The sequence below is a fragment of the Lentzea rhizosphaerae genome (genome assembly GCF_042649515.1).
Taxonomy (GTDB): domain Bacteria; phylum Actinomycetota; class Actinomycetes; order Mycobacteriales; family Pseudonocardiaceae; genus Lentzea; species Lentzea aerocolonigenes.
In genome coordinates this window covers 1-24,706 of record NZ_JBHRZI010000043.1, presented here as the reverse complement: position 1 = coordinate 24,706, position 24,706 = coordinate 1, and the positions used below count along the sequence as shown (strand labels likewise).

24 protein-coding genes and 4 tRNA genes are annotated in these 24,706 nt (G+C 68.3%); 20 read left to right on the top strand and 8 right to left on the bottom strand.

Going from position 1 to position 24,706, the window contains the following annotated elements:
- Positions 1-381: 381 nt before the first annotated feature.
- Positions 382-744, bottom strand: a complete 363-nt coding sequence (locus ACFOWZ_RS40795; protein ID WP_382379338.1) for a VOC family protein — start codon at positions 742-744, stop codon at positions 382-384.
- A 66-nt stretch (positions 745-810) separates the two neighbouring features.
- On the opposite strand from ACFOWZ_RS40795, the gene ACFOWZ_RS40790 reads away from it, so the two are divergent.
- Positions 811-1,254: a MarR family winged helix-turn-helix transcriptional regulator gene (locus tag ACFOWZ_RS40790; protein ID WP_382379337.1), complete on the top strand. Its 444-nt coding sequence runs from the start codon at positions 811-813 to the stop codon at positions 1,252-1,254.
- Here ACFOWZ_RS40790 and mptB read toward each other — a convergent pair whose 3' ends face one another.
- On the bottom strand, positions 1,255-2,787 hold the full coding sequence (gene mptB / locus ACFOWZ_RS40785) for a polyprenol phosphomannose-dependent alpha 1,6 mannosyltransferase MptB (protein WP_382379336.1): 1,533 nt from the start codon (positions 2,785-2,787) through the stop codon (positions 1,255-1,257). It lies immediately after the preceding gene.
- Between the two features lie 124 nt (positions 2,788-2,911).
- Here mptB and ACFOWZ_RS40780 point away from each other — a divergent pair, with 124 nt between their 5' ends.
- From ACFOWZ_RS40780 to ACFOWZ_RS40715, 14 genes are all read left to right on the top strand, one after another.
- Positions 2,912-3,601, top strand: a complete 690-nt coding sequence (locus ACFOWZ_RS40780; RefSeq protein ID WP_236704017.1) for a helix-turn-helix transcriptional regulator — start codon at positions 2,912-2,914, stop codon at positions 3,599-3,601.
- Positions 3,598-5,052, top strand: a complete 1,455-nt coding sequence (sufB, locus tag ACFOWZ_RS40775) for a Fe-S cluster assembly protein SufB (RefSeq protein WP_112262854.1) — start codon at positions 3,598-3,600, stop codon at positions 5,050-5,052. Before ACFOWZ_RS40780 ends, sufB begins: the two co-directional genes overlap by 4 nt.
- A 1-nt stretch (position 5,053) precedes the next feature.
- Complete coding sequence (gene sufD / locus ACFOWZ_RS40770) at positions 5,054-6,211, top strand: Fe-S cluster assembly protein SufD (RefSeq protein WP_382379335.1); 1,158 nt, start codon at positions 5,054-5,056, stop codon at positions 6,209-6,211.
- On the top strand, positions 6,208-6,522 hold the full coding sequence (locus ACFOWZ_RS40765) for a non-heme iron oxygenase ferredoxin subunit (protein WP_382379334.1): 315 nt from the start codon (positions 6,208-6,210) through the stop codon (positions 6,520-6,522). Before sufD ends, ACFOWZ_RS40765 begins: the two co-directional genes overlap by 4 nt.
- 27 nt (positions 6,523-6,549) lie before the next feature.
- The gene (gene sufC, locus ACFOWZ_RS40760; RefSeq protein ID WP_382379333.1) at positions 6,550-7,323 is read left to right on the top strand and encodes a Fe-S cluster assembly ATPase SufC; all 774 of its coding nucleotides are present in this window, start codon (positions 6,550-6,552) and stop codon (positions 7,321-7,323) included.
- A 26-nt stretch (positions 7,324-7,349) separates the two neighbouring features.
- Positions 7,350-8,627, top strand: coding sequence for a cysteine desulfurase (locus ACFOWZ_RS40755; protein ID WP_382379332.1), 1,278 nt, complete (start codon positions 7,350-7,352; stop codon positions 8,625-8,627).
- Positions 8,627-9,067, top strand: a complete 441-nt coding sequence (sufU, locus tag ACFOWZ_RS40750; RefSeq protein WP_030470337.1) for a Fe-S cluster assembly sulfur transfer protein SufU — start codon at positions 8,627-8,629, stop codon at positions 9,065-9,067. Before ACFOWZ_RS40755 ends, sufU begins: the two co-directional genes overlap by 1 nt.
- Positions 9,064-9,456, top strand: a complete 393-nt coding sequence (locus ACFOWZ_RS40745) for a metal-sulfur cluster assembly factor (protein WP_030470338.1) — start codon at positions 9,064-9,066, stop codon at positions 9,454-9,456. The genes sufU and ACFOWZ_RS40745 overlap by 4 nt, the downstream gene beginning before the upstream one ends.
- Before the next feature lie 146 nt (positions 9,457-9,602).
- Entirely contained in the window at positions 9,603-12,392 is a 2,790-nt protein-coding gene (locus ACFOWZ_RS40740; protein WP_382379331.1) for an AfsR/SARP family transcriptional regulator, read from the top strand.
- Positions 12,393-12,683: 291 nt separating this feature from the next.
- Positions 12,684-12,756, top strand: a tRNA-Gly gene (locus tag ACFOWZ_RS40735).
- A gap of 8 nt (positions 12,757-12,764) precedes the next feature.
- A tRNA-Leu gene (locus ACFOWZ_RS40730) sits at positions 12,765-12,838 on the top strand.
- A gap of 1 nt (position 12,839) precedes the next feature.
- Positions 12,840-12,912: transfer RNA gene (locus tag ACFOWZ_RS40725), tRNA-Leu, on the top strand.
- 91 nt (positions 12,913-13,003) lie between these two features.
- Positions 13,004-13,080 (top strand) — tRNA-Ile (locus ACFOWZ_RS40720).
- Between the two features lie 16 nt (positions 13,081-13,096).
- On the top strand, positions 13,097-13,645 hold the full coding sequence (locus ACFOWZ_RS40715) for an NUDIX domain-containing protein (RefSeq protein WP_382379329.1): 549 nt from the start codon (positions 13,097-13,099) through the stop codon (positions 13,643-13,645).
- Between the two features lie 115 nt (positions 13,646-13,760).
- Here ACFOWZ_RS40715 and ACFOWZ_RS40710 read toward each other — a convergent pair whose 3' ends face one another.
- Entirely contained in the window at positions 13,761-14,810 is a 1,050-nt protein-coding gene (locus ACFOWZ_RS40710) for an aldo/keto reductase (protein WP_382379328.1), read from the bottom strand.
- A gap of 104 nt (positions 14,811-14,914) precedes the next feature.
- On the opposite strand from ACFOWZ_RS40710, the gene ACFOWZ_RS40705 reads away from it, so the two are divergent.
- The gene (locus tag ACFOWZ_RS40705; protein ID WP_382379327.1) at positions 14,915-15,511 is read left to right on the top strand and encodes a TetR/AcrR family transcriptional regulator; all 597 of its coding nucleotides are present in this window, start codon (positions 14,915-14,917) and stop codon (positions 15,509-15,511) included.
- On the opposite strand, the gene ACFOWZ_RS40700 is transcribed toward ACFOWZ_RS40705, so the two are convergent.
- Positions 15,502-15,912 carry a CBS domain-containing protein gene (locus tag ACFOWZ_RS40700; protein WP_382379326.1) on the bottom strand — a complete coding sequence of 137 codons (411 nt, stop codon included), beginning with the start codon at positions 15,910-15,912 and terminating at the stop codon, positions 15,502-15,504. The two genes, ACFOWZ_RS40705 and ACFOWZ_RS40700, sit on opposite strands and share 10 nt — an antisense overlap.
- A gap of 159 nt (positions 15,913-16,071) precedes the next feature.
- On the opposite strand from ACFOWZ_RS40700, the gene ACFOWZ_RS40695 reads away from it, so the two are divergent.
- From ACFOWZ_RS40695 to ACFOWZ_RS40685, 3 genes are read left to right on the top strand one after another with little or no spacing between them, the layout of a single operon-like run.
- Entirely contained in the window at positions 16,072-17,349 is a 1,278-nt protein-coding gene (locus ACFOWZ_RS40695) for a prenyltransferase/squalene oxidase repeat-containing protein (protein ID WP_382379324.1), read from the top strand.
- A complete protein-coding gene (locus ACFOWZ_RS40690) occupies positions 17,346-18,440 on the top strand; it encodes a cytochrome P450 (protein WP_382379323.1) in 1,095 nt (364 codons plus the stop codon). Before ACFOWZ_RS40695 ends, ACFOWZ_RS40690 begins: the two co-directional genes overlap by 4 nt.
- Entirely contained in the window at positions 18,428-19,258 is an 831-nt protein-coding gene (locus tag ACFOWZ_RS40685) for a UbiA prenyltransferase family protein (protein WP_382379322.1), read from the top strand. Before ACFOWZ_RS40690 ends, ACFOWZ_RS40685 begins: the two co-directional genes overlap by 13 nt.
- Here the strand turns inward: ACFOWZ_RS40685 and ACFOWZ_RS40680 are convergent.
- From ACFOWZ_RS40680 to ACFOWZ_RS40665, 4 genes are all read right to left on the bottom strand, one after another.
- The gene (locus tag ACFOWZ_RS40680; RefSeq protein WP_382379321.1) at positions 19,255-20,055 is read right to left on the bottom strand and encodes an SAM-dependent methyltransferase; all 801 of its coding nucleotides are present in this window, start codon (positions 20,053-20,055) and stop codon (positions 19,255-19,257) included. The genes ACFOWZ_RS40685 and ACFOWZ_RS40680 overlap by 4 nt on opposite strands.
- Positions 20,056-20,141: 86 nt before the next feature.
- Entirely contained in the window at positions 20,142-21,230 is a 1,089-nt protein-coding gene (locus tag ACFOWZ_RS40675) for a carboxylate-amine ligase (RefSeq protein ID WP_382379320.1), read from the bottom strand.
- A gap of 131 nt (positions 21,231-21,361) precedes the next feature.
- Positions 21,362-23,035 carry a GGDEF domain-containing protein gene (locus tag ACFOWZ_RS40670; RefSeq protein WP_382379319.1) on the bottom strand — a complete coding sequence of 558 codons (1,674 nt, stop codon included), beginning with the start codon at positions 23,033-23,035 and terminating at the stop codon, positions 21,362-21,364.
- 42 nt (positions 23,036-23,077) lie between these two features.
- Positions 23,078-24,031, bottom strand: a complete 954-nt coding sequence (locus ACFOWZ_RS40665; protein ID WP_382379318.1) for a lycopene cyclase family protein — start codon at positions 24,029-24,031, stop codon at positions 23,078-23,080.
- Positions 24,032-24,049: 18 nt separating this feature from the next.
- Here ACFOWZ_RS40665 and ACFOWZ_RS40660 point away from each other — a divergent pair, with 18 nt between their 5' ends.
- Positions 24,050-24,508, top strand: a complete 459-nt coding sequence (locus tag ACFOWZ_RS40660) for a nitroreductase family deazaflavin-dependent oxidoreductase (protein ID WP_382379317.1) — start codon at positions 24,050-24,052, stop codon at positions 24,506-24,508.
- Positions 24,509-24,706: the final 198 nt, after the last annotated feature.

Below are 24,706 nucleotides of genomic sequence, written 5' to 3'. Positions count from 1 at the left end.
TCTCCGCCACCAGCGCCATCGGATCGTTCACGATCCGCACCGCGTCCAGCCGCTCACCCGCCGTGGTCAACCGCACGATCACCGAACGAGACCGGTGCAGATCGATCCCGACGAACTGCTTTCCGTCATACTCAGACACCAGGGGCCTCCCTTGCGTTGAGAACTAGGCAACCCGAGTGTCCACTCGGGACCCACCAGGAGCGAGGCCCCGCTCCTTCATCGCATCAAGCCCCAATCGCAATCGTCGCGAAGCGGCGATGAAATGACCCGGCTCGTCATACGACCCACGCGCCCATCAATACGAGGCGACACGGCAACGGTAGGTGACCACCCCGGCTGGAATCCGCGCCGAACCACCCCAGCCGACGGCCCCGCAAACCATCAAGCGCGATCGTGAAGCGTAACCCGATACCCATCAGGGTCAGCAAACGTGAAAGTCCGCCCAAAAGGCCCATCAATCGGCGCAGAAACGATGACATGACCATCAGTCACAAGAGCATCGTGAATCGCCTGAACATCCGTGGCGTGGAGCCAAACCGCAACCCCGCCCCCAGGCTGAGCACCCAAATCCGTGCCAGGAACAACGTCCCGCAGCGCAAACGCGATCGGCTGAGTCTCGAAGACCACGGCGTGCGGCGGCCCGGCCTGCGAGCGGACCAGCCCCAGGTACCGCTCGTAGAACGCCTGCGAGGCGGAGAGATCCCGCGCCTGGAGCGAGATGAAGTCGGGACCAGTGACAGGCATGTGATGCTCCTAGATCAAAGACGTGTCAGTTTTCTGACACATCCCAACCTATGTCAGGATACTGACATGAGTCAAGACGGCATCGATCTCAACACGTCACTGGGCTACCTGCTGAAGGAAGCGTCGAGCGCCCTGCGCGTGGCCATGGAGGAAGTGCTGCGGCCGCTGGGGATGAACGTCACGCACTACGCCTGCCTGGAGCTGCTGGCTCAGCGAGAAGGCCTGTCCAACTCGGAGCTCGCGCGAGGCGCGTTCGTGACCCGGCAGACGATGAACGTGCTGCTCCAGGCCCTGGAACGGGACGGCGAAGTCACGAGGGAGGCGCCCGTCGGGAAGGTTCTGCCGACGCGCCTCACGCCCAAAGGGCGGCAGAGCCTCGAGAAGGCGACCGCTGCCGTCAGGTCCGTCGAGCTCAGGATGCTGGCCGGGCTGACGGAGGACGAGCAGTCAACCGCACTGCACATTCTCCGGAGCATGATCCATTCCCTGCGCGACGGCGACAACGCATGATCACGCCGGGTCGGACTTCAGGAACGGCCCGACTCGCTTTCGGGCGATCAGGACGCACACCGCGAACGTGATCACCGCGCCCGCGACGGCCTGCGGCACCGTGTAGGCGCGGCCGTCGAAAGCCGAGCCGGTGGGCGGCAGGATCACCGCGATCACCGCCGAGGTGACCATCGCGAACGTGCGGAACTTCGGGCCCACGACCGCTGTGGCCAACGGCAGCGCGGCCCACAGCACGTACCAGGGTTGCAGCACCGGGCCGAGCACCAGGATCGCGCCCAGTGCCGCGCCCAGGCCGTTCATCGCCTTGATCCGGCCCTTGAAGCTGCGCCACAGCAGGATCACCGTGATCACGATGGAGATGCCCTGGCCCAGCAGGCGGGTCAGCGAGATCATCGCTTCGGTGTGGTTGCCCAGGCCGAGCATGATTCCGGTGCCCGCGCCGAGGAAGCCCAGCGCGGTCGGGGGCGACATCCACGACTTCACCGTCGAGGCCACGTTCAGCGTCGAGATCCAGCCGAAGCCGAAGCCCGTGCCGAGGCAGATCGCGACCACACCGACGGCGGCTATGACTGTCATGATTCCGGCCACCAGGGCCAGGTGTTTGAGTTGGCCGCCCAGCTTGCGGGCCACCAGCACGCCCAGGAAGCCCAGGGCCGCGATTGCGGGGACCTTCACCATCGCGCCGCACACGATGACCGCGGCGCCCAGGGTGATCCACGTCCACTTCAACGGTTCCAGGCCGCGCATCGCCAGTTCGAACCCGACCAGCATCAGGCCCAGGGCCAGGCCGTCGTTGTGGACGCCGATGACGATGTGGAACAGCACCAGCGGGTTCAGTGCGCCCAGCCACAGCGCGCCGACCGGGGGGACGCCGAAGCGGGCGGCCAGGCGGGGGAGTGCCCACACGATCATCACCAGGCCGCACAGCACCAGCAGGCGGTGCACGAACACGCCCGACACGACGTGGTCGCCGGTCAGCATCGCGGTCAGTCGGCCGAACGCCAGGAACAGCGGTCCGTACGGCGCCGGCGTCTCACGCCAGATGTTCGGCACACCGCGCGTGAGCACGTGGTCGACACCAAGAGCGTTGGCCGGGCCCAGGACGTACGGGTCCAACCCACGTGCGGCGATCTCGCTCTGCGCCAGGTACGAGTACACGTCCCGCGAGAACATCGGCACGCAGAACACCAGCGGCACGGTCCACATCAGCAACGTGCGGTCCATCTGGCCGCGTGAGATCAGGCGCGGCCGGCCGGGGCGGACGAACCGTCCGAGCGCCAGCCAGGCCGACACGATCATGAAGATGCCGGTCCAGACGACCCCCATCGCGACTGAAGGCATCCGCGAGAAGAGCCCGAGCACGGGCACGCCGTACAGCGGCGAGTAGATGGGCGCGGCGCCACCGCCGAGCGACCCGACCGTCAGGAGCAGTGCCCCGATGGTGCCCCAGCGGCGGACGATGTCCAGCTGGCGACGCTCTCGACCGTTCAAGAGGTCGCTCTCCGGAGTCGTGGCTCCGCCGTTGGTGGGCATGTGGGCAGGGTATCCAGCCCGTCTCAGCCGTGAGTCAGGTCACCCTGTGACCGCGATCTTTGCGACCTCCGGCTAAATACGCAACACTGGTGTTGTGAAAAACGCCGAGACCCACCTTGACGCCGTGCAACAGCACGACGGCAAGACTCGGCGCGCCGTCGCCAGGCTTCTGCTGGAGCAGGGTCCGGTCACCGCGGCGGCTGTCGCCGAGGAACTGGGCATCAGCCCCACGGCCGTGCGCCGTCACATCGACGCACTGCTCGCGGACGGCGAGGCGATCACGAGGGACGCACCTCGCCAGACCCAACGCGGTCGTGGCCGTCCCGCGAAGCTCTTCCTGCTGACTGACGCCGGACGTGCCCGGTTCGGCCACGCCTACGACGACCTCGCGGTCGCCGCGATCAGGTTCCTCGCCCAGACGGGTGGGGAAGAAGCGGTCAAGGCGTTCGCGCAGAGTCGTGTCGACGCGCTCGTCGAGGGGCACCGAGCGGCGATCGTGGCCCAGGCCACACCCGCCGAACGGGCCAAGGCCCTCGCCGCCGCGCTGACCAGGGAGGGCTACGCTGCGTCGGCACGTCACGTCGGCGTGGGCGAGCAGTTGTGCCAGCACCACTGCCCGGTAGCCCACGTGGCGGCTGAGTTCCCCCAGCTGTGCGAGACCGAGACGGAAGCTTTCGCGAACCTCCTCGGTTCTCATGTTCAGCGCCTCGCGACGATCGCAAGCGGCCACGCCGTGTGCACGACGCACATCCCGAACGTTCAACCCGGCTCTGCCGGAAAGCTCATCCCAGATGATGGAGGGGAGCCCGCATGACTGCCGCTGCCGAGCAGCGCACGCCCACCACGGTGCAGTCTCCGCTCACGCAGGAAGAGACCATCGCGTCTCTCGGCAACTACGAGTTCGGCTGGGCCGACTCGGACGTTGCCGGCGCGAGCGCCCGCCGAGGCCTCAGCGAGGACGTCGTTCGCGACATCTCGGCGAAGAAGGACGAGCCCGAGTGGATGCTCGAGTACCGGTTGAAGGCGCTCAAGCTCTTCGACCTCAAGCCGATGCCGAACTGGGGCGCCGACCTCTCTGGGATCGACTTCGACTCGATCAAGTACTTCGTGCGTTCGACCGAGAAGCAGGCTCAGAGCTGGGAAGACCTGCCTGAGGACATCAAGAACACCTACGACCGGCTCGGCATCCCCGAGGCTGAGAAGCAGCGCCTCGTCGCCGGTGTCGCGGCTCAGTACGAGTCCGAGGTGGTCTACCACCAGATCCGCGAGGACCTGGAGCAGCAGGGTGTCATCTTCCTGGACACCGACACGGGCCTGAAGGAGCACCCGGAGCTCTTCAAGGAGTACTTCGGCTCCGTCATCCCGGCCGGCGACAACAAGTTCTCCGCGCTGAACTCCGCGACCTGGTCCGGTGGCTCGTTCATCTACGTGCCGAAGGGTGTCCACGTCGACATCCCGCTGCAGGCCTACTTCCGGATCAACACCGAGAACATGGGCCAGTTCGAGCGCACGCTGATCATCGTCGACGAGGGTGCCTACGTGCACTACGTCGAGGGCTGCACCGCGCCGATCTACTCGTCCGACTCGCTGCACTCGGCTGTCGTCGAGATCATCGTGAAGAAGGGCGGCCGCTGCCGCTACACGACGATCCAGAACTGGTCGAACAACGTCTACAACCTGGTCACCAAGCGCGCCAAGGCAGAAGAGGGCGCGACCATGGAGTGGATCGACGGCAACATCGGTTCCAAGGTGACCATGAAGTACCCGGCCGTCTTCCTGATGGGCGAGCACGCCAAGGGCGAGGTCCTCTCGATCGCGTTCGCGGGCGAGGGCCAGCACCAGGACGCCGGCGCGAAGATGGTCCACCTGGCGCCGCACACCTCTTCGACGATCATCTCGAAGTCGGTGGCGCGTGGCGGTGGCCGCACGTCGTACCGCGGCCTGGTCCAGGTCAACAAGCGGGCGCACCACTCGAAGTCCACGGTGAAGTGCGACGCGCTCCTGGTCGACACCATCAGCCGTTCGGACACCTACCCGTACGTCGACGTCCGCGAGGACGACGTGCAGATGGGTCACGAGGCCACGGTCTCGAAGGTCTCCGAGGACCAGCTGTTCTACCTGATGTCGCGCGGCCTGAACGAGGACGAGGCCATGGCGATGATCGTGCGCGGGTTCGTCGAGCCCATCGCGCGCGAGCTCCCCATGGAGTACGCCCTCGAGCTCAACCGCCTGATCGAACTGCAGATGGAAGGGGCCGTCGGCTGACATGGCCGCCCTGTCGACTCAACCTCACTCCCACGGTGCCGTCGTTCCGGTCACCTCGCGCGCGGAGCACTTCACGTCGTACGACGTGAACGCGTTCGAGGTGCCGGGCGGTCGTGAGGAGATCTGGCGCTTCACGCCTCTCAAGCGTCTCGCTGGCCTTCACAGCGGTGCTGCGGCAACGGGTTCCGCTGCCGTTGAGGTGAACGCTCCCGAAGGCGTCACCGTCGAGACCGTCGGTCGCGACGACGAGCGCCTCGGCAAGGCCGGCGTTCCCGGTGACCGCATCGCGGCGCAGGCGTACTCGTCGTTCGAGAACGCCACCGTCGTGACGCTGCCCGGTGACGCGAAGTCCGAGCCGACCACCGTCACGGTGACCGGCGCCGGTTCCGGGCAGGTCGCCTACGGCCACGTCGTGGTCAAGGCGTCGCAGTTCGCCGAGGGCACGGTCGTCCTGGACTACCGCGGTTCCGGTGCGTACGCCGAGAACGTCGAGTTCCTCGTCGCGGACGGCGCGCACCTCCAGGTGATCGCGATCCACGACTGGGCCGACGACGCCGTGCACGTCTCGCAGCACCACGTGAAGCTCGGTCGCGACGCGTCCGTCAAGCACACGGTCGTGACCCTGGGCGGCGACGTCGTCCGCGTCACCCCGGTCGTGCAGTACGCGGGCAAGGGCGGCGACGCGGAGCTGCAGGGGCTGTACTTCGCGGACGCGGGTCAGCACCAGGAGCACCGGCCGTTCATCGACCACTCGCAGCCGAACTGCCGCAGCAACGTGGTCTACAAGGGCGCGCTGCAGGGCGAGGGCGCGCACACCGTGTGGATCGGCGACGTGCTGATCCGCGTGGCGGCCGAGGGCACCGAGACCTTCGAGCTCAACCGCAACCTGGTGCTCACCGACGGCGCGCGTGCCGACTCGGTGCCGAACCTGGAGATCGAGACCGGCGAGATCGAGGGTGCGGGCCACGCCAGCGCCACCGGCCGGTTCGACGACGAGCAGCTGTTCTACCTGCAGGCGCGCGGCATTCCGGAGGAGCAGGCACGTCGTCTCGTCGTGCGCGGCTTCTTCCAGGAGCTGATCGCGAAGATCGCCGTCCCCGAGGTGCGCGAGCGTCTCGAGGCCGCCATCGAGGCAGAGCTCGAGGCGGTCGGGGCGTGATCCGGGTGTGTGCACTGTCCGATCTGGACGAACGCAAGCCTTTCGCCGCCGAGGTCGACGACACCGCGATCGTCCTGGTGCGCAAGGGCGAGCGGGTGCACGCGCTGGCGGACGAGTGCTCGCACGCCGCGGTGTCGTTGAGCGAGGGCGAGGTCTCCCGCAAGGGGATCGAGTGCTGGTTGCACGGGTCGTGCTTCGACCTGGAGACCGGCAAGCCCTCCTCGCTGCCCGCCACCGAACCGGTCGACGTCTACGCCGTCGACATCCGTGACGGAGACGTCTTCGTCGATGTCACCGTCACCACGAACTGACTTCAGCACCAGGAGATTTAGGTAGTCATGGCCACGCTTGAGATCAAGGACCTGCACGTCTCGGTCGTCAGCGAGGACGCCCCCAAGGAGATCCTCAAGGGCGTCGACCTGACGATCAAGGCGGGCGAGACCCACGCCATCATGGGCCCCAACGGCTCCGGCAAGTCCACGTTGTCGTACGCGATCGCCGGTCACCCGAAGTACACGATCACCTCGGGCACCGTCACGCTCGACGGCGAGGACGTCCTGGAGATGTCCGTCGACGAGCGCGCCCGCGCGGGCCTGTTCCTCGCGATGCAGTACCCGGTCGAGGTGCCCGGGGTCTCGATGTCGAACTTCCTGCGCACCGCCGCCACCGCCGTCCGCGGCGAGGCCCCGGCCCTCCGCCACTGGGTGAAGGAGGTCAAGGGTGCGATGGCCGACCTCGACATCGACCCGGCGTTCGCCGAGCGTTCGGTGAACGAGGGCTTCTCCGGCGGTGAGAAGAAGCGCCACGAGATCCTGCAGCTGGGCCTGCTCCAGCCGAAGATCGCGATCCTCGACGAGACCGACTCCGGTCTGGACGTCGACGCGCTGCGCGTCGTGTCCGAGGGCGTCAACCGCTACAAGGCCTCCGGTGAGGTCGGCGTCATGCTGATCACGCACTACACCCGGATCCTCAAGTACATCTCGCCCGACTTCGTGCACGTGTTCGCGAACGGCCGCATCGTCGAGTCCGGTGGTCCGGAGCTCGCCGACGTGCTCGAGTCCGAGGGTTACGTGAAGTACACCGGGAAGTCGGAAGCAGCAGCCCTTTCCTGACGTTACAGGTGTTGAGAGGAGGCGCTGTGACCACCACCGCAGCACCACTGGACGTGACCGCTCTGAGGGCGGACTTCCCGATCCTGTCTCGCACCGTTCGTGACGGGAAGCGCCTGGTCTACCTGGACTCCGGCGCCACCTCGCAACGCCCGACGCAGGTTCTGGACGCGGAAAAGGCGTTCCTGCAGCAGCACAACGCCGCTGTGCACCGCGGTGCCCACCAGCTCGCGGAGGAAGCGACCGACGCGTACGAGGGTGCGCGTCAGCGCATCGCGGACTTCGTCGGCGCCGACTTCGGCGAGCTGGTGTTCACCAAGAACGCCACCGAGGGCTTCAACCTCGTGGCGTACGCGATGGGCAACGCCGCCACGTCCGGCCCCGAGGCCGCGCGTTTCGTCGTCGGTCCCGGCGACGAGATCGTCGTGACCGAGATGGAGCACCACGCGAACCTCGTGCCGTGGCAGCAGCTCGCGCAACGCACCGGCGCGACGCTGAAGTGGTTCAAGCTCACGCAGGACGGTCGTCTCGACCTGTCCGATGTGGACAACGTGATCACGCCGCGCACCAAGGTCGTCGCGTTCACGCACCAGTCGAACGTGACCGGCGTGATCAACCCGGTCGACGTGCTCGTCGCCGCGGCGCAGAAGGTCGGCGCGCTCACGGTGCTGGACGCGTGCCAGTCCGTGCCGCACGGCCCGGTCGACTTCCACGCGCTGGGAGTGGACTTCGCGTCGTTCTCCGGGCACAAGATGCTCGGCCCGTCCGGCATCGGTGTCCTCTACGGGCGTCGTGAGCTGCTGGAGGCGTTGCCTCCCTTCATCACCGGCGGCTCGATGATCGAGCTGGTGAAGATGGAGGGCTCGACGTTCGCCCCGCCGCCGCAGCGCTTCGAGGCCGGTTCGCCGATGACGTCTCAGGCCGTCGGTCTGGGTGCTGCGGTGGACTACCTCAGCGTCGTGGGCATGGAACGCATCCACGCGCACGAGCACGCGCTGACCGTTGCGGCGCTGGAAGGTCTTTCGGGCATCAAGGGTGTCCGGCTGCTCGGCCCGCAGGACGCGGTCGACCGCGGCGGCGCCGTGCCGTTCGAGATCGAGGGCGTCCACCCGCACGACGCCGGCCAGGTGCTGGACAGTCTGGGCATCGCGGTCCGCGTCGGTCACCACTGCGCGTGGCCGCTGCACCGCTGCCTGAACGCCCAGTCCTCCGTGCGCGCGTCGTTCTACCTGTACAACACGCTGGACGAGGTCGACGCACTGGTCGACGGCGTCCGCGAGGCGCAGAAGTTCTTCGGGGTGGCCTGATGCAGCTCCAGCAGATGTACCAGGAGATCATCCTGGACCACTACAAGAACCCGCACGGCCGCGGCCTGCGCGACCCGTACGACGCCGAGTCGTTCCAGGTCAACCCGACCTGCGGCGACGAGGTGACGCTGCGGGTGCACGTCGTCGACGACGTGGTGCAGGACGTCTCCTACGACGGCCAGGGCTGCTCGATCAGCCAGGCCTCGACGTCGGTGTTGACCGACCTCGTCGTGGGTAAGCCGGTGGGCGAGGCCTTCAAGAAGATGGACGCGTTCGTCGAGCTGATGCAGGGCCGCGGTCAGGTCGAGCCCGACGAGGACGTCCTGGAGGACGGCATCGCGTTCGCCGGTGTCGCGAAGTACCCGGCACGCGTGAAGTGCGCGCTGCTGGGCTGGATGGCGTTCAAGGACGCAGTCGCACGAAGCCAGGGAGCAGCATGAGCACCGAGTCGGAAGAGGTCGTTCGCGGCGCGGAAGGCATGCCGGTCTTCGAGCCCAAGGCCGACGTCGCCGCACTGGACGACGTGGAAGAGGCGATGCGCGACGTCGTGGACCCGGAGCTCGGCATCAACGTCGTCGACCTCGGTCTCGTCTACGACATCCACATCGACGAGAAGAACGTCGCCACCATCGACATGACGCTCACGTCGGCGGCCTGCCCGCTGACCGACGTCATCGAGGACCAGACCCGTGCGGCGCTGACCGGCGGTACGGGAGGCGGCCTGGTGTCGGACTTCCGCATCAACTGGGTGTGGATGCCGCCGTGGGGCCCGGAGAAGATCACCGACGACGGCCGCGAGCAGTTGCGGGCGTTGGGCTTCACCGTCTGATTCCTGAATTTTGTCGAACGGCGCGCATCCCCCAGGTTGCGCGCCGTTCGCCATTCGGGCCACCAGGGGAGCGACCCGGTGCCAGGATGCGTGGCCGAGCATGTGAAACGCTCACAGGTTTTCTGTACGGCGCTGCTCAGGCCACTATGTCCGGGGGCCACGAGGAGGCGATGGGTGTGCTGGTGCGTCTGCTGGGCGAGTTCAGCGCTGAGGCGGACGGACGGCCGGTGGACCTGGGCACACCGAGACAGCGCTGCGTGCTGGCCGCTCTGGCGGTCGACGCCGGGCGGGTCGTACCGGTCGACCGGGTGGTCGAGCGGGTCTGGGGCGCCGACGCGGAACCGCGGACGCGGTCGACGTTGCACAACTACATCTCCCGGCTGCGCCGAGCGTTGAGCGGCCCCGACGGCGTGACGATCGTGCGTCGCTCCGGTGGCTACGCCCTGTCAGAGCCCGTGACGGACCTGCACGGGTTCCGCGACCTGCGTGCTGCGGCCGATGCGGAAGCCGACGACGAGCAGACGGCTCAACTGCTGACTCGCGCGCTGCAGCTGTGGCGCGGACACGCGTTGACCGGCGTGCACGGCGAGTGGGCCGAAGCGGAAGGCGACCGGCTCGAGCAGGAACGGCTGGCCGCGCAGCACGAGCTGACGAACGTGCGGCTGCGCCTGGGTCAGGGCGTCGACCTGGTGGTCGAGCTCGCCGCACGAGCCGCCGAACATCCGTTGGACGAACTGGTCGCGGGCCAGTTCATGCTGGCGCTGCACCAGGCAGGGCGCACCGCGGACGCCCTGGAGCACCACGAACGGCTGAGGAAACGGCTGGTCGAGGAACTGGGCGCCGATCCCAGCCCCGCGCTCCAGGACGTGCACCAGCGGATCCTGACTGCCGATCCCGCCCTGTCCCTCGTCGCGGCGGGAACGCGCCCGCCCCGGGTGGTGCCCGCCCAGCTGCCGGCCGCACCGACGCGGTTCGCCGGCCGCGTGGCCCAGCTGGCCGAGCTCGACCGCGCCCTCACCACCGCGATCAGCGGCACCGGTGGCATCGGCAAGACCTGGCTCGCTCTCACGTGGGCACACCTCAACCTGCACCGGTTCCCCGACGGGCAGCTGGCGGTGGACCTGCGCGGCTTCAGCCCCGGTGATCCCAAGGACGCCACCGACGTGCTCGCCGGCTTCCTGACCGCACTGGGCGTCGACCGCCGGCACCAGCCGCAGGACCCGGACGCCCTCGCCGCGCTCTACCGCAGTCACACGGCCGGCAAACGGATGCTGGTCCTGCTGGACAACGCCGCCGCTCCCGACCAGGTCGTGCCGCTGCTGCCCGGCGGAAGCTCCTGCACCGTCCTGATCACCAGCCGCCACCGGCTCACCGCGCTGCTCACCCGTCACGGCGCGCACCCCGTCAACCTCGACGTGCTGACCGACACCGAAGCCCGCGCCCTGCTGAGCACCGCGATCGATGACGGCGAAGCGATCACCGAACTGATCGGCCTGTGCGGTGGGCTCCCTCTGGCACTCGGTCTGGTCGCCGCCCGCATCCGCAGCCAGCCGGACCTGCTGAACGACCTCGTCACCGAACTGCGCGACCTCGGCCTGGCCGCCCTGGACTCCGACGACCCCGACGCGAGCCTGCCCACGGTCCTGTCGTGGTCCCTGCGGCACCTCACCGACCAGCAACGCACCCTGTTCGGACTGCTGGGCATCGCACCGGGCCCCGACACCACCCTGTCCGCCGCTGCCGCTCTCACCGGCATGCCGCCGGCCGCGGTGCGCAAGGCGTTGTCGGCGCTGGAGGAAGCGTCGTTGCTGGAACGGCGGCCGCACGGGCGCTACGGCATGCACGACCTGGTCCAGGAGTACGCCGCCACCATCGCTCACGAACTGCCCGACCACGTGCGGGAAGCGGCCCTGGCGCGGGTGATGGACTTCCACCTGCACACCGCCCACGCCGCCGACCGCCTCCTGGAACCACACCGCCAGCCCGTGGAACTCGACCCACCGGCCGTCCAGCCGCACCCGCTGCCCGACGCCGCCGCCGCGATGGCCTGGTTGCAGGCCGAATACGCCACGCTGCTGGCCACCCAGCGCACCGCGATCGCCCGCGGCGACCACCACACCGTCTGGCACCTCGCGCGGACGATGGACACCTTCCACCTCCGGCGCGGGTACGTGCACGACGCGATCGCCGTGTGGCGAGCGGCCCTGGACGCCGCACAGCACCTGCCGGATCCCGCCACCCGCAGCCGCGCCTTCAGAAACCTCGGCCGCGCCCACGCCCGGCTGGGCTCGTACGAAGAGGCCATCGGTCACCTGGACCAGGCTCTCGCCGTGGCCGCGCTGCACCGGGACGTTCCCGAACACGCGCTCACCCACCGGGTGCTCGCCGTGATCTGGGGAGAACTGGGCGACGACCGGCGAGCCATGGACCACGCCCGCCGCGCCCTCGACCTCTACCGCACCATCGACGCGCCGGTGTGGGAAGCCCACGCGCTCAACGCGGTGGGCTGGCACGCCGCACACCTGGGCGACTTCGGCACCGCCCACGACCACTGCAACGCCGCCTTCGCCCTGTACCAACGCCACCGCGACGCCACTGGTGAGGGCGCCAACCAGCACAGTCTCGGGTTCATCGCCCACGGCCTCGGCGACCACCGGCAGTCGGTCGCCCACTACCTCCAGGCGCTCTCGCTGTTCAGGGGGATGGGCAACGACTACGTGGCGGCGGAACTGCTCGACAAGATCGGCCGGCCCCACCTCGCCCTCGGGCACCACGACCAGGCCCGCGAAGCGTGGCGCGAAGCAGTGGAGCTGTACCGGCAACAAGGCCGCGACGACGCCGCCGACCGCTTGCAACGCCAACTCGACGATCTCGGCGAGAATCCACTGTCTGGAACGCGTTTAAATGCGTTGCACGGCCGTCCGCCCGTCACATAACTTGGGCCCATCAACACAGCGAGAGATCAACCGGAGGAAGACATGCTTGCCAAGGCGGAGCTTGCGGGATGGCGAATTCTCGCCCTCATCGCCGGCGGTCTGCTGGCGGTGGCGTGGGGCTCCACGCCATGACCTGATCCCCAGGTCATGACCTCGGAGCCGCCCACGGGAAACCCTGGGCGGTTTTCTTTTTGTGCTACCCACAATGCCGACGAGCTTCGGAAGCGGAACGGATTCCAAACCCGTTTCCCGAGGGTTCGACTCCTTCCGTCGGTGCTGCCAGAAAAACACGCGGTCGTGGTGAACTTGGCGGACACGTCGGTCTTCCAAACCGAAGCAGAGGGTTCGATGCCCTCCGGCCGCTCGCTCGAAGTGGATCTAGCCCAACTGGTAGAGGCACGTGGTTGAGGGCCATGACAGTCGGGGTTCGAATCCCCGGATCCGCACGCCCCTGTAGCCCAACGGAAGAGGCAACGCGCTCAGAACGCGTCCAGTCCAGGTTCGAATCCCGGTGGGGGCACGCAGACAACTGAACAACGGGGGACGCGCCGGTGCGCAGACGATCCTTGCAAGATCGCCGTGGAGGGTTCGACACCCTCGTCTTCCACTTCCGTCCCGTAGCTCAGCCGGTGAGAGCGTCCGTCTGATACGCGGCAGGTCCCAGGTTCAAGTCCTGGCGGGACGACCAACGTACAAAGGAAGCCGTGGATCACAGCAGCAGACCGATCTCCGCGGCCGGCGCCCTGTTCTTCGACGAGGCAGGGCGCATCCTGCTGGTCGAACCGACCTACAAGCCGAACTGGGAGATCCCCGGCGGCGTGATCGAGCACGGCGAGACTCCGAGCGAAGCCTGCAGACGCGAGGTCGAGGAAGAGCTGGGCCTCGTCAGGGAACCCGGCCGCCTGCTCGTGGTCGACTGGGCGCCGGGCAACGACGACGACCGCGTCCTCTTCGTGTTCGAAGGCGGTGTCCTCACCGCTCAGGACGAAATCCGGCTCCAGGCCGAAGAGCTGAAGTCGTACGAGTTCGTTCCGCCGGAAGAGGCCGGGCAACGCCTGATCCCCAGGCTCGCGCGCCGCGTCACCCAAGCGCTGCTGGCCCGGGAATCAGGCGAAACCCGTTATCTCGAACACGGCGTCAGCCTGCCGGTGTCCATGACGGCTCCCAGCGGGGAGTTGCCGACCTGTCCGAACGCGACTTCGCTCGGACCTGTCAGGCCCAGGTGGCTGACCCAGTTGTACAACGGCGAGTAGTGCGGTTCCTGCCACGCCGCCGACGTGACGACTTCCGCGGTCCACGACACCAGCGGGCCGAGGAAGATCAGGAGTGCTCCGGCGCGGGCGGTGGGGCCGGAGCGGACGATCGGCCTCACCTGAGTGCCATTCCCGGGACACGGGCGCGGATGGCGTTCATGGTCGCCTCGTCGGAGACGCCCTGCCAGTCGTAGCGCGGGGTGTAAGGGGTGGTGAGGGCTCGCACGTCGTCATCGGTGAGGTCGACGTCCAGCGACGCGATCGCGTCGTCGATCTGCGCGATCGACCCGGCGCCGACCAGCGGAGCGGTGACCACCGGCTGGCGGTGCAGCCAGGCCAGTGCGACGGCCGCGCGACTCACGCCGTGGGCGGCCGCGACCTTGCCGACGGCGTCGACGATGGCGTGGTTCGACGCTTCCTGCTCCGGTGAGTAGAGGAGGTCCGCGTAGGAGGCATCGGTTTCGGAACGGGCGGTGGACCTCGCATCGTCCCAGCCGCGGGCGAGCCGGCCGCGGGCGAGAGGGCTCCAGATGATGGTCCCGACCCCCTCGTCCAGGCAGAGCGGGATCATCTCGCGTTCTTCCTCGCGGGCGAGCAGGTTGTAGTGGTTCTGCATGGAGGAGAACCGGGTCCAGCCGTGGAGCTTCTGCAGGTGCAGGGCCTTCGCGAACTCCCAGGCGAACATCGACGACGCCCCGAGGTAGCGCACTTTGCCGGCCTTCACCAGGTCGTGCAGCGCTTCGAGGGTCTCCTCGAGCGGCGTCGAGTGATCGTTGCGGTGCACCTGGTAGAGGTCGATGTAGTCGGTGCCGAGTCGACGCAGCGAGTGGTCGACCTCTGTCATGACCGCCTTGCGGGACAAGCCTTTCCCGTTCGGGCCTGGGCGCATCGGGTGGCGCAGCTTGGTCGCGATCACGACGTCGTCGCGGTTCGCGAAGTCGCGCAGCGCACGTCCGAGGATCTCCTCGCTGGAGCCGTTCGAGTACATGTTCGCGGTGTCGAAGAAGTTGATGCCCGCGTCCAGGGCGTGCCTGATCAGGGGGCGGGCGTCGTCCTCGCCGAGTGACCAGACGGGGTGGCCGCTTCCGGGCTCGCCGTAGGTCATGGCGCCGATCGCGACGGGGGAGACGTCGAGGCCCGTGCTCCCGAGTTTCACGTAACGCATGGAGGGTGCCTTCCGAGAGACCGAACACGCGGAGGATTCTCCGCGAGTGGTCGCCAAACTAGCGGAGGATCCTCCGCGAGTCAATCGGAGGGCATCATTGGGCCATGACCGACGAGACGCCGAGCACCTACGGCACGCAGCGCAAGGCCGCCGCGCGCAACCGTGTCGCGATCATCGAGGCTGCTCACGAGCTGTTCGCGGACAACCCGCTCGTGCCGTTGAGCGAGGTCGCCAAACGCGCCGGGGTCGGAGCGGGAACGCTGTACCGCCACTTCCCGACCCGCGAGGACCTGATCCTGGCGGCCTACCAGCACGACATCGAACGTCTGACCGTCGCCGCCGACGAGGTGCTGACACGTCACTCGTCGGCCAAGGCCGCGTTCGTCGAGTGGTTCGAGACGCTGTCGGCCTACATCCGCATCAAGCACGGCCTCGGCGACGCGCTGCACAGCGCCGCGGCCCAGGAAATGATCAACGCCTCGTGGGGGCCCGCCATCGCGGCGGTGACGAAGCTGGTCGACGCCTGCGTGGCCGAGGGCACCATCGCCCCCGGCCACGACCCGGCGGACATCATCATGCTCATGAGCTTCTTGTGGCGCGTCCCGAACAACGACGACGGCGTGACTCAGGGCCGGCGTCTGATCGCCGCCGTCTTCTCGGGCCTGAAGGAATCGCCGCAGCCCTTCGTGGCTCAGGCGTAGACGCGTTCCACGAACGACGCCAGCTGGTCCTCCGGCAGGTGCCGGGCGAGGTCCGCCTCCGACACCATGCCCACCAGCCGGTGGTTGTCGATCACCGGCAGCCGCCGGATCTGGTTGTCTCCCATCGTCTCCAGCACGTGCGCCAGCGAGTCGTCCGCGTCGACCCAGTGCACGTGCCCGCCGAACTCGCTCACTCGGGTCGTCGCCAGGTCCATCCCGGCGGCGACGGCCCTGATCACGATGTCGCGGTCGGTGATGATTCCGTGCAGCCGGTCGTCCTTGCCGCAGATCGGCAGGGATCCGACGTCGAGGTCCCGCATCATGCGAGCGGCCTCGACGAGGCTCGCGTCCTCGTCCACGCACTGCACTCCGGGGTGCATGATCTCGCGTGCTGTGGTCACAACCTCCTCCTTTTCTCCGCCCGTTCCACAGGATCCGCCCGGCCAAACCACCCTGCAGGGTGGACCGCTGAACGGCCTAGACCCTTGCGGGCTCAACGGCCCAAAGTGCTACTCTCTGTGGTCCTACGGTTACGCAGTTGCTATCTCCGGGGGCCCGCGATGAGGCTGTTGGCGGAACTGACCGACGATCCCTGGAGCGGCCTTTCACCGTCCGTGTACGAGACGGGCAGGCTCGTCGCCCTCGCGCCCTGGTTGACCGGCCACGACGCCAGGGTCCGGTACCTCCTCGACACCCAGCACGCCGACGGCACGTGGGGCGGTCCCGGCGAATACGCGCTGGTCCCGACGTTGAGTGCGGTCGACGCGCTCCAGGACCACCCGGCGGCGCGCCGAGGACTCCAGGCGCTCCGCAAACTCCTGACCCGTCCGCTGAAGCTGCCGGACACGGTCGCGGTCGAGCTCATCGTCCCCGCCCTCGCCGAGAGACTCGGCCTGCGCACGCCGCTCGATCCGCGTCCGCTGCACGCGCTGAGACAACGTCCGCTGCCCGAAAAGCTCTGGCACACACTGGAGATCTTCGGCCCGCGCCCCGAGGTGACCGCCGTCGACGGCATCGTCGCCGCGAGCCCCGCCGCGACCGCCGTTGAGCTGGGAGGTCCCAGACCGGGAAAGAGCCTCGACTACCTCGAAGCGGTCCAGCGCAGCCACGGCGGACCCGTCCCCGCCGGCGTGCCGGTTCCGCTGTTCGAACGTTCGTGGATCATCGTCGCCCTGAAGTCCGCCGGTCTCGACGTCCCGGACGCGATGACGGACCAGATCAGAGCCGCGTTCACCCGGCACGGCGCGGCCGGCGGACCCGGACTTCCCGCCGACGCCGACGACACCGCCACCGCGCTGCACGCCCTCGCGTTGTGCGACAGCCCGCGCCCCACCGAAACCCTCGCCCGCTACCGCGAGGCCCGGCACTTCGCCTGCTTCCCGAACGAGCGCACGCCGTCGACCAGCACGAACGCCCACGCGCTCCAGGCGATCGGCCACGACAGGCAACTGGAGGAGTGGCTGCGCGACATGCAGGAACCCGGCGGCTACTGGCTCGACAAGTGGCACGCCTCGCCGTACTACGCCACGGCGTGCGTCACGAACGCCTTGCGAGGCAACGACAAGGCCGTCGACTGGGTCCTGAGCACGCAGAACGCCGACGGCTCGTGGGGCCGTTGGGAAGGCACCTACGAGGAAACCGCCTACGCCATCCGGATCCTGTCCCACTCCCGCGCCGACGTCAGCAGGGCGATGGCCCGCGGCGCGAAGTTCTTGCAGGAGTGGGGAAACCGGCCGCACCCGCCCTTGTGGCACGACAAAGACCTTTACACCCCAACGAGAATCGTGCAGGCCGAAGGTGCGGCCGCGCTCCACCTCGCGTGCGCGGTGTGCCGATGAACCGGACCGGGCTGAGGTTCACGCTGCGGCTGATCCCGTTCCTGGACTCGGTGGAGGGCTTCGAGGACGGCCTGGTCAAGCTCGGGGACCGGCGGTGGCTCGCCTGGCACCCGGACGTCGTGTCGGCCTTGTTCCGCAACGACCGCGCCCTGAGCCACCCGCCGAGTCGCACGCTGAGCCCGTTGCTGGGAAACCGATCCGTGCTCTGGTTGGACGGCGCCGAGCACGCCGCGTACCGCCGCACTCTCACACCTTTGTTGCGCGGCAACAGGTATCAGGCGCTGGTCGACGACGTGGTCGAACGTGCGATCGCCGAGCTTCCGAGCGATCCCGTCGGTCTCGCCGCCTGGACGCGCACCCTCACGTTGCGGATCATCGGCCGCATCGTCTTCGGTGTCGACGACGACGAGCTGCTGGCCGCGTTCACGCGCTGGCTGGACCGCCGCCTCGGCAGCCGCGTCCGCACGCTCGCGCACCGCTACCTCGCCCGCGGCACCACCAGGTTCGACCCGCACCTCGACCGGATGCTGCTGCACCGCGCCCGCACCGCGGAACCACCGGCGCTCGCGGCCTGTCTGCCTGAGGAGGACCTGCGCGACCAGGTCGTCTCGCTGCTGTTCGCGGGCCACGAGACGACGGCGTCCGCGACCGCCTGGACGTTGTACTGGATCGACCGCACGCCCGGCCTGGCCGAAGAGCTCACCGACGAGGCGTTGCTCGACGCCACGATCGCGGAGTCGCTGCGGCTGTCCCCGCCCGCGACGCTCGCCGGCAACCGGATGAGCGGAGAAGGCATGGTGATCACCCCGAGCATTTACCTCGCGCACCGCCGCGCCGCCACCTACGCCGACCCGCACGTCTTCGACCCCGGTCGCGCACAGCCACCACCGGGCGCGTTCTTCCCGTTCGGCGGGGGAGTGCGGCGCTGTCCCGGCAAGGACCTGGCGCTGCTGGAGATCCGCACGATCGTCACGGCTCTGCTGCGGCACCGGCACGTCCGGCTCAGCTCGGCCGACTGCACACCCCAGCTGCGGGGCGCCGCGATGGCACCACCGCCGAGCGTGGCGATGGTGGCCACGTGCCGGCGTTGACCTACCTCCACCGCCTGGAGCACCCGTTCGGCATGCACTACGCGTGCTGCGCGGCCTGGGGTGCCTGCTACGCGACGAGGTTCGACCTCGCCGTCGTGATCGCGGTGCTCGCGAACTTCGTCGCGATCATCTCCGGCAACCCGCTCAACGCCTACGCCGACGTCCGCAACGACATCCACACCGACGAGAAACGCCATCTGGCACAGGCGGTGCAGGAGATCGGTGCCGGCAAGGTCCTCGCGCTGGCGATCTTCGAGATGATCTTCGCGATCGCGCTGGCGATCGCGGTGTCGTGGAGGGTGGCGATCGGTGTCGGGCTGATCCTGGTGCTGTACCTGGCTTACAACCTCGAACCGGTCAGGCTGAAACGGCGCGGGTACTCCGGCCCGGTGGTGCTGGCGATCGCCGCCGGGCTGCTGCCGAGCGTGACCGCCTACGCGGCAGCCGGGGGACAGGCGGACCCCGCGGTGTGGCTGGTCTTCTCCGGTGTCGCCGCGCTCGCGACCGGCCGGGCGCTGTGGTGGGCCGTTCCCGACCGCGCCGGCGACGCCCACGTGGGCTCACGAACTCCGGCCGTCGCGTACGGCACAAGACACGCGATCAACGCGACCACGCAGCTCACCGTCGGCGGGTTGCTGCTGGTCGGAGGCGGTCTGTGGTTCCGGTTCGGGCTGGTCTGGGCCGCGGTGGGCGTGGCGGCGTGCTCGGCGTTCCTGATCGCAAGGGACATGCCGACGGCCAGGCAACAGCTGCGGTACGGCATGTCCATGGCCGTCATGGCGACGATCGTGCTGGCCGCGATCCCTTTGCTCGCCTAGATCTTGCGCGCGAGCCCGCCGCATCCGTGGAAGTTCTCCGGGTTGCGGTCCTGGATCTCGCCGGGATCCGGTTCCCACAACGGAATCGGCACCACCCCCGGCGACAGGATCTCCATGCCGTCGAAGAGCTGCACGACCTGTTCCGGGTAGCGGAACGTGAACGTGGGCAACGGCTGGTCCCCGTACATCGCGCCGAAAAGCCCTACCGCGGCCAGCATGAACGGGTCGCGGCACGTGTGTGAGAGCCCGAGGTAGCTCCCCGGCGCCAACGCGTCCATGTAACCGGCCAGCACCTTGTGCGGTTCGGCGCTGTCCGGGACGAAGTGCAGCACGTCCAGCACCAGCACGGCGACCGGCTCCGACAGGTCCAGCGTCGTGCGGACCTCCGGCGAGCCCAGCACCTCCTCCGGGTCGCACAGGTCCGCGCACAGGTAGGAGACGTCCGGGTGGTCCGCGACGAGCTCGCGACCCTCGCTCGCCACAGCCGGGTCGATCTCGACGTACACCACGCGCGCGTCGGGCGCGACGAGGTGCACGTTGTCCGCGGTGGGCAGGCCGGAACCCAGGTCGAGGAACTGGCGCACGCCCAGCGAGGTCAGTCTCCTGACGACTCTGCCCAGGTACGAGCGGTGCGTGCGGCACAGGTACGGCAGGTGCGGCGCCGCGGACACGAGGTGGGCCGCCAGCTGCTGGTCGGCCTCCGTGTTGTGGGTGCCACCGAGCCAGTAATCCCTGACCCGTGCGGTGTTGGGTTTCTCCGGACCGTTCACTCCCGGTGCCCAGATGGGGGTGGCCACGTGCACTAACTACCGGATCCCGGCTTGGAGGCACACCAAGCCGACCCGAGGTGTACACGATCGTATTAATCGCAGTCGAATGGATCTCAGACCGGCGAGGTCTGTGCTACGACGAACCCCACGACGTCGTCCAGCCTGCCGCGACGTGCGAACGCCCTGCGCTGCCTCGCCGCGCCCGTGCCGTCGAGCAGCAACCGGTCGATGCCGTCGCTGACCATCTCGTAGTCGCCGGAGAACTCCAGCGCCGGGCGCACCCACCGCAGCAACGACGCGGCGATCGTGGACGCGGGCGTCGGCGAACCGGCCACCGGGTCGATGCCGAAGCCCTCCAGGCCGTCGCGCGCCGCACGCCACATCGCGACCTTCAGCAGGTGCGGCGGGATCTTCGCGGGCGCGGCACCGGAAGTCAGCGCCGTGGAGGCGATTCCACGCACGAGGGCGGCCATCAGCACCGCTTCCTCCACCGTCGGCGCGACGTCGGACACCCGCAGCTCGAGCGTGGGGTGGCGGGCGGAGAGCCGCACGTCCCAGTAGAGCATCCCGGCGTCCATCGCCGCGCCGCTCGCGACGATCTCCTCCCGTGCCGCGTAGTACTCGGCCGCGGAGTCGAAGTGCGGCGGCGCACCCGAAGTGGGCCAACGGTTCCAGACCACGTAACGCCAGCTCGCGTACCCGGTGTCGCCGTCCAGCCAGTACGGGGAGTTCGCGCCGAGCGCCAGCAGGGTCGGCAACCACGGCCGCAGGTGGTTGCTCACGAAGATCTTCGACTCGTCGTCGGGCAGCCCGACGTGCACGTGACACCCGCAGATCGCGAGGTCGTTGGTGAGCGCGCCCATCTCCTGCGCCATCCGGTGGTAGCGCGGGGAGTTCGTCAACGGCGTGGGCATCGTGAGGCCCAGCACCGGCGTTCCCGTCGCGGCGAGCCTGGCGTCGTGCCGGGCGGCCCGTTCGATCAACGCACGGCGCGCGACGGCGAGCTCGTCCCGCAGCACGCTCATGTCGGTGCAGATGCCGCTGGCCGATTCCACCTGGTACTGCGCAATTTCCGGCTGCAGGTCGACCTGGTAGCGGTCGGCTCCGGTGAGCACTTCGTTGGCACGGTTGGCCAAGTGGCCCGTGGAAGCCTCGACGAGAACGAATTCTTCTTCCACCCCAACGGTGAGGAGGCCGTCCATGCTCGTGCGTTGCGCGGGTACCGATTGAGTTCTGCTGCCGACCTGCACGCCGAACCTCCTGTGCGCTGAGTAGCGACAACGATGCTATGAGTGATCAGCTCGTCGCACATGAGGCGTTTGGTTGTACTTGTTCAACTCACCGCGCGTTGCGCGACACCACGCAGCACGTCACGTCGTTCACTGCCTGGGCGTCCCATGACCCAGCTGGACCCGGCGAGCGACTTCGCGTGCTCCTTGACTGGTGCCAGCAACCGCGACACCTCGCGATACGACCCCACTGACCCCGCGGCACAGATAAGGGTCGCAAGAGAGAGGGTGATGTGTCGTCCCTCCGCCGTGTACGGCTTGTCGAGCAAACGGGCGGACAACGGCACCGTTTCGTCGAGCCCGGCGAGGACGAGGAAGTCGTCGCCGCCCACGTGGCCGACCTGCACACCGGGAAACGCGTGCGCGAGCTCGGCCAGGTCGTGCCCGATCTCGCGGATCAGGTCGTCGCCCGCCGCGAACCCGACCGTGTCGTTGACCAGCTTGAAGCTGTCGACGTCCAGCCACGACACGGCGAAGATCTCGCCGAGCCCGATGCGCCGGTCGACCTCCTTCGCGATCGCGTCGCTGCCGGGCAGCCGGGTCAGCGGGCTCAACGCCGCCGCCTGCTCCACCTTGAGCTCAGCGACACCACGTACAACGTCCGCAACGCGCACAACACCCATGCACCGCTCGTTGTGGTCCACGACGATGAGGTCGTCGTTGGTGCGCTCACGGTTCGCACCCGCCACGACGTCGAGCAGGTCGAGCGCCGACGCCTCGGTACCGATGATGTGGGGCTTGTCCGCGAGCCGTGCGGCTTCTCGCTTCGCGTGCAGTGCATGCCCGTATGGACCAGTAACGGCGAGAAGGAACCTGTTGCGGTCCACGGACCACTTGGGGCGCCCCTCGTCGTCGACGAGCACCACGCCCGTGACGGCAGGTTGGCTCGCCAGCACCTCACGCACCTCTTCGCTCGTGGCGTGTTCGGGCAGCGTGGTGGCGGGGTGCAGGAAGTCGGTGACCCTGGGGCCGGCGCTCCGGCGGATCTCACCCGTCTCCGTGACGGCCTCGGGCGCGATGCGGGCGTTCACCGCAGGTCTTCGCTGCGGCGGCGCGAGCATGTTGCCCTGCGCGTGCCCGACACCGAGTTTGCGCAAGTAGGTCAGTTCCGCCTCGGTCTCCACCCCCTCGGCGACGACCTGGCCGCCCGTGTACTCGCCGAGGTGCACCAACGACCGAACCAGCGCACCGCGCGCGGCATCGTCGGGCAGCGTGCGGACGATCTCGCGGTCGAGCTTGATGAAGTCCGGCGCGGCGCTCGTGAGCAGGCCGAGCGGCACGTCGCCCTCGCCAACGCAGTCGAGCGCGATCCGGAAGCCGTTGTTGCGCAACGTCTGCAGGCCGCGGGCGAGCCGGGCGCGGTTGGCCCGCGAGTACGGTTCGCCCACCTCGACGACGATGCTGTCGGGGGAGCGGCGGGCGTCCCTGAGCGCGCCGTAGAGAGGCGCCATGATCTCGGGCTTGTCCGCCACCGTGATCGCGAGCAGGTTGACGTGCAACGGCAGCATGAGGTCGAAGTCGGCCGCGGAACGGATGGCGCGGCAGGCGAGGCCGACGTCGGCGTTCGCCAGCAGACCGGCCTGGAAGGCGGCCTGGAGAAGATCCTGCACGCTGCCGTCGTGCGGCCGGGCGAGAGCCTCCACCGCGACGACGCCCCCGGTGTTCAGGTTGAACAGCGGCTGGAAGGCGAACCTGACGTCATCCAGCAATGCGGGCACGTCTCAGATCGTGCAGGCACGAATGAACAGCTCCAAGCGGGTTCACCAGGTGTTCATCATCTTGGCGCGAAGACGCCACGGTGCCGCGCGGAACAACGCTGCCATCGCAGCCGCCGTACCGCGTACGTCCTCACGGCCGGACAGGTAGGCACGCTGCAGTTCTTCTTCGAGTTGGAAGAACAGCTCGAAGAAGTCCCTCGTCTCGTTGGCGTCCATGCGGAGCAGCGCTTCCAGGCCACGTTTGCGCAGTGTGTGCACCACGCGCGCGTTGCGGGACCATATGACGTGCTTGGGGTCCTCGCCTGCCTTGATGGCCTGGGCGACCTTCGGGGCGAGACTCAGCGAGGTGGCGACGCTGTAGCCGGTCGCCGGGTGGATGAAGCCTGCTGCCGCGCCGAACGCACGGCCGTTGGCTCTCGGTGCGTCCAGGGGGAAGCGGACGCGTTCCTCCTGCCGGCCTGGCTCGAGCCTGCGGTGGAGACGTTCGCGCAGCTGGTCGAGGGGCATGCCGGGCCGGCGGGCCAGACAGGTCTCCTCGATCAGGCGCCGGTTGCCGCCGAGCGGGACCTCGTAGAGAAACGTGTCGCCATCGCGCCAGTCCATCAGCGTCGTATCGGTCCTGTCCGATTCGATGGCCGTGCCTACGGCTGTTTGCTCGGCACGGCCCTTGCGCGCGCCGGTGGCGTTGAACGTGTAGCGCGCGTCGGTGGGGCGCTTCAGGACCGTGACGGTGTCGGGGAGTTCGTGCAGCCGTGCGTTGTCGAGGACGACATAGGTGCGCGGGATCAGATGCTCTTCGTGCGCGTAGGCACGCACCACTGTGCTCGTAGCGGCTACCGGTGTGTGTAGGGGGAGCTCGTCGGCCCACGCGCCGTAGGTCGCTGTCCACACACGGTCCTGGCGATCGACGATCGCGGTGTCAAGACCTTCGTGCGCGCACGCGCGGGCGAGCGCACGACCTGCTGGGCCGCCACCGATCACAAGGACGTCGTACACAGGTCCATGATTGACCTTGTGGCCAAGACCTACCGTCAGCACCTCATCCGCCGCGTCGGCAACGTCGTCGTGAGTCGCGCCGTCTCTCTCGGGATCGCTCCCTCCTACTACGTCCTCCTGACCATCCGCGGCCGTCGCAGTGGTCAAGAGCGGACGATCCCTATCCGCCTGATGCGCCACGACGGGCAGGAGTGGCTCGTCGCGCCGTACGGCGTTCGCGACTGGGTGCGCAACGCACGGGCAGCCGGCGAAGCGGTCCTGCGAAGGGGACGCAGGTCACGTTCAGTTCGTTTGACGGAGGTTTCCGCGGCCGTCGCGGCGCCCGTGCTGGCCGCGTACGTGCGCAAGGAGCCCGTGACGAGGCCTTTCTTCGACGCGAAGGTCGGTGACGCCGTCTCGGCGTTCGAAGCGGAGGCCGGCCGCCATCCGGTCTTCCAGGTGACGAACGTGCAGGTCAGCGGTGGTGCAGACGCTTAGGTGACCCCCCGATTTGGAGATCGAAACACCCCCGTGTAATGTTCTCCAAGTCAGAGCGACACGGGCCGGAAAACAAGCCGGAACGAGCCTGGCAACACAAAGCCCCGGAAGTAAACCAGCGAAAAGCTGGTGTGACTGCGGTGAGCGCGTGTTCTTTGAGAACTCAACAGCGTGCCGAAACACAGCCAGTAATATGAA

Bases quoted from the DNA above. Each gene is read 5' to 3' on its own strand.
- ACFOWZ_RS40795 (WP_382379338.1), bottom strand. From the start codon at position 744: ATGCCTGTCACTGGTCCCGACTTCATCTCGCTCCAGGCGCGGGATCTC.
- ACFOWZ_RS40790 (WP_382379337.1), top strand. From the start codon at position 811: ATGAGTCAAGACGGCATCGATCTCAACACGTCACTGGGCTACCTGCTG.
- mptB (WP_382379336.1), bottom strand. From the start codon at position 2,787: ATGCCCACCAACGGCGGAGCCACGACTCCGGAGAGCGACCTCTTGAAC.
- sufB (WP_112262854.1), top strand. From the start codon at position 3,598: ATGACTGCCGCTGCCGAGCAGCGCACGCCCACCACGGTGCAGTCTCCG.
- sufD (WP_382379335.1), top strand. From the start codon at position 5,054: ATGGCCGCCCTGTCGACTCAACCTCACTCCCACGGTGCCGTCGTTCCG.
- sufC (WP_382379333.1), top strand. From the start codon at position 6,550: ATGGCCACGCTTGAGATCAAGGACCTGCACGTCTCGGTCGTCAGCGAG.
- sufU (WP_030470337.1), top strand. From the start codon at position 8,627: ATGCAGCTCCAGCAGATGTACCAGGAGATCATCCTGGACCACTACAAG.
- ACFOWZ_RS40745 (WP_030470338.1), top strand. From the start codon at position 9,064: ATGAGCACCGAGTCGGAAGAGGTCGTTCGCGGCGCGGAAGGCATGCCG.
- ACFOWZ_RS40740 (WP_382379331.1), top strand. From the start codon at position 9,603: ATGTCCGGGGGCCACGAGGAGGCGATGGGTGTGCTGGTGCGTCTGCTG.
- ACFOWZ_RS40710 (WP_382379328.1), bottom strand. From the start codon at position 14,810: ATGCGTTACGTGAAACTCGGGAGCACGGGCCTCGACGTCTCCCCCGTC.
- ACFOWZ_RS40705 (WP_382379327.1), top strand. From the start codon at position 14,915: ATGACCGACGAGACGCCGAGCACCTACGGCACGCAGCGCAAGGCCGCC.
- ACFOWZ_RS40695 (WP_382379324.1), top strand. From the start codon at position 16,072: ATGAGGCTGTTGGCGGAACTGACCGACGATCCCTGGAGCGGCCTTTCA.
- ACFOWZ_RS40690 (WP_382379323.1), top strand. From the start codon at position 17,346: ATGAACCGGACCGGGCTGAGGTTCACGCTGCGGCTGATCCCGTTCCTG.
- ACFOWZ_RS40675 (WP_382379320.1), bottom strand. From the start codon at position 21,230: ATGGACGGCCTCCTCACCGTTGGGGTGGAAGAAGAATTCGTTCTCGTC.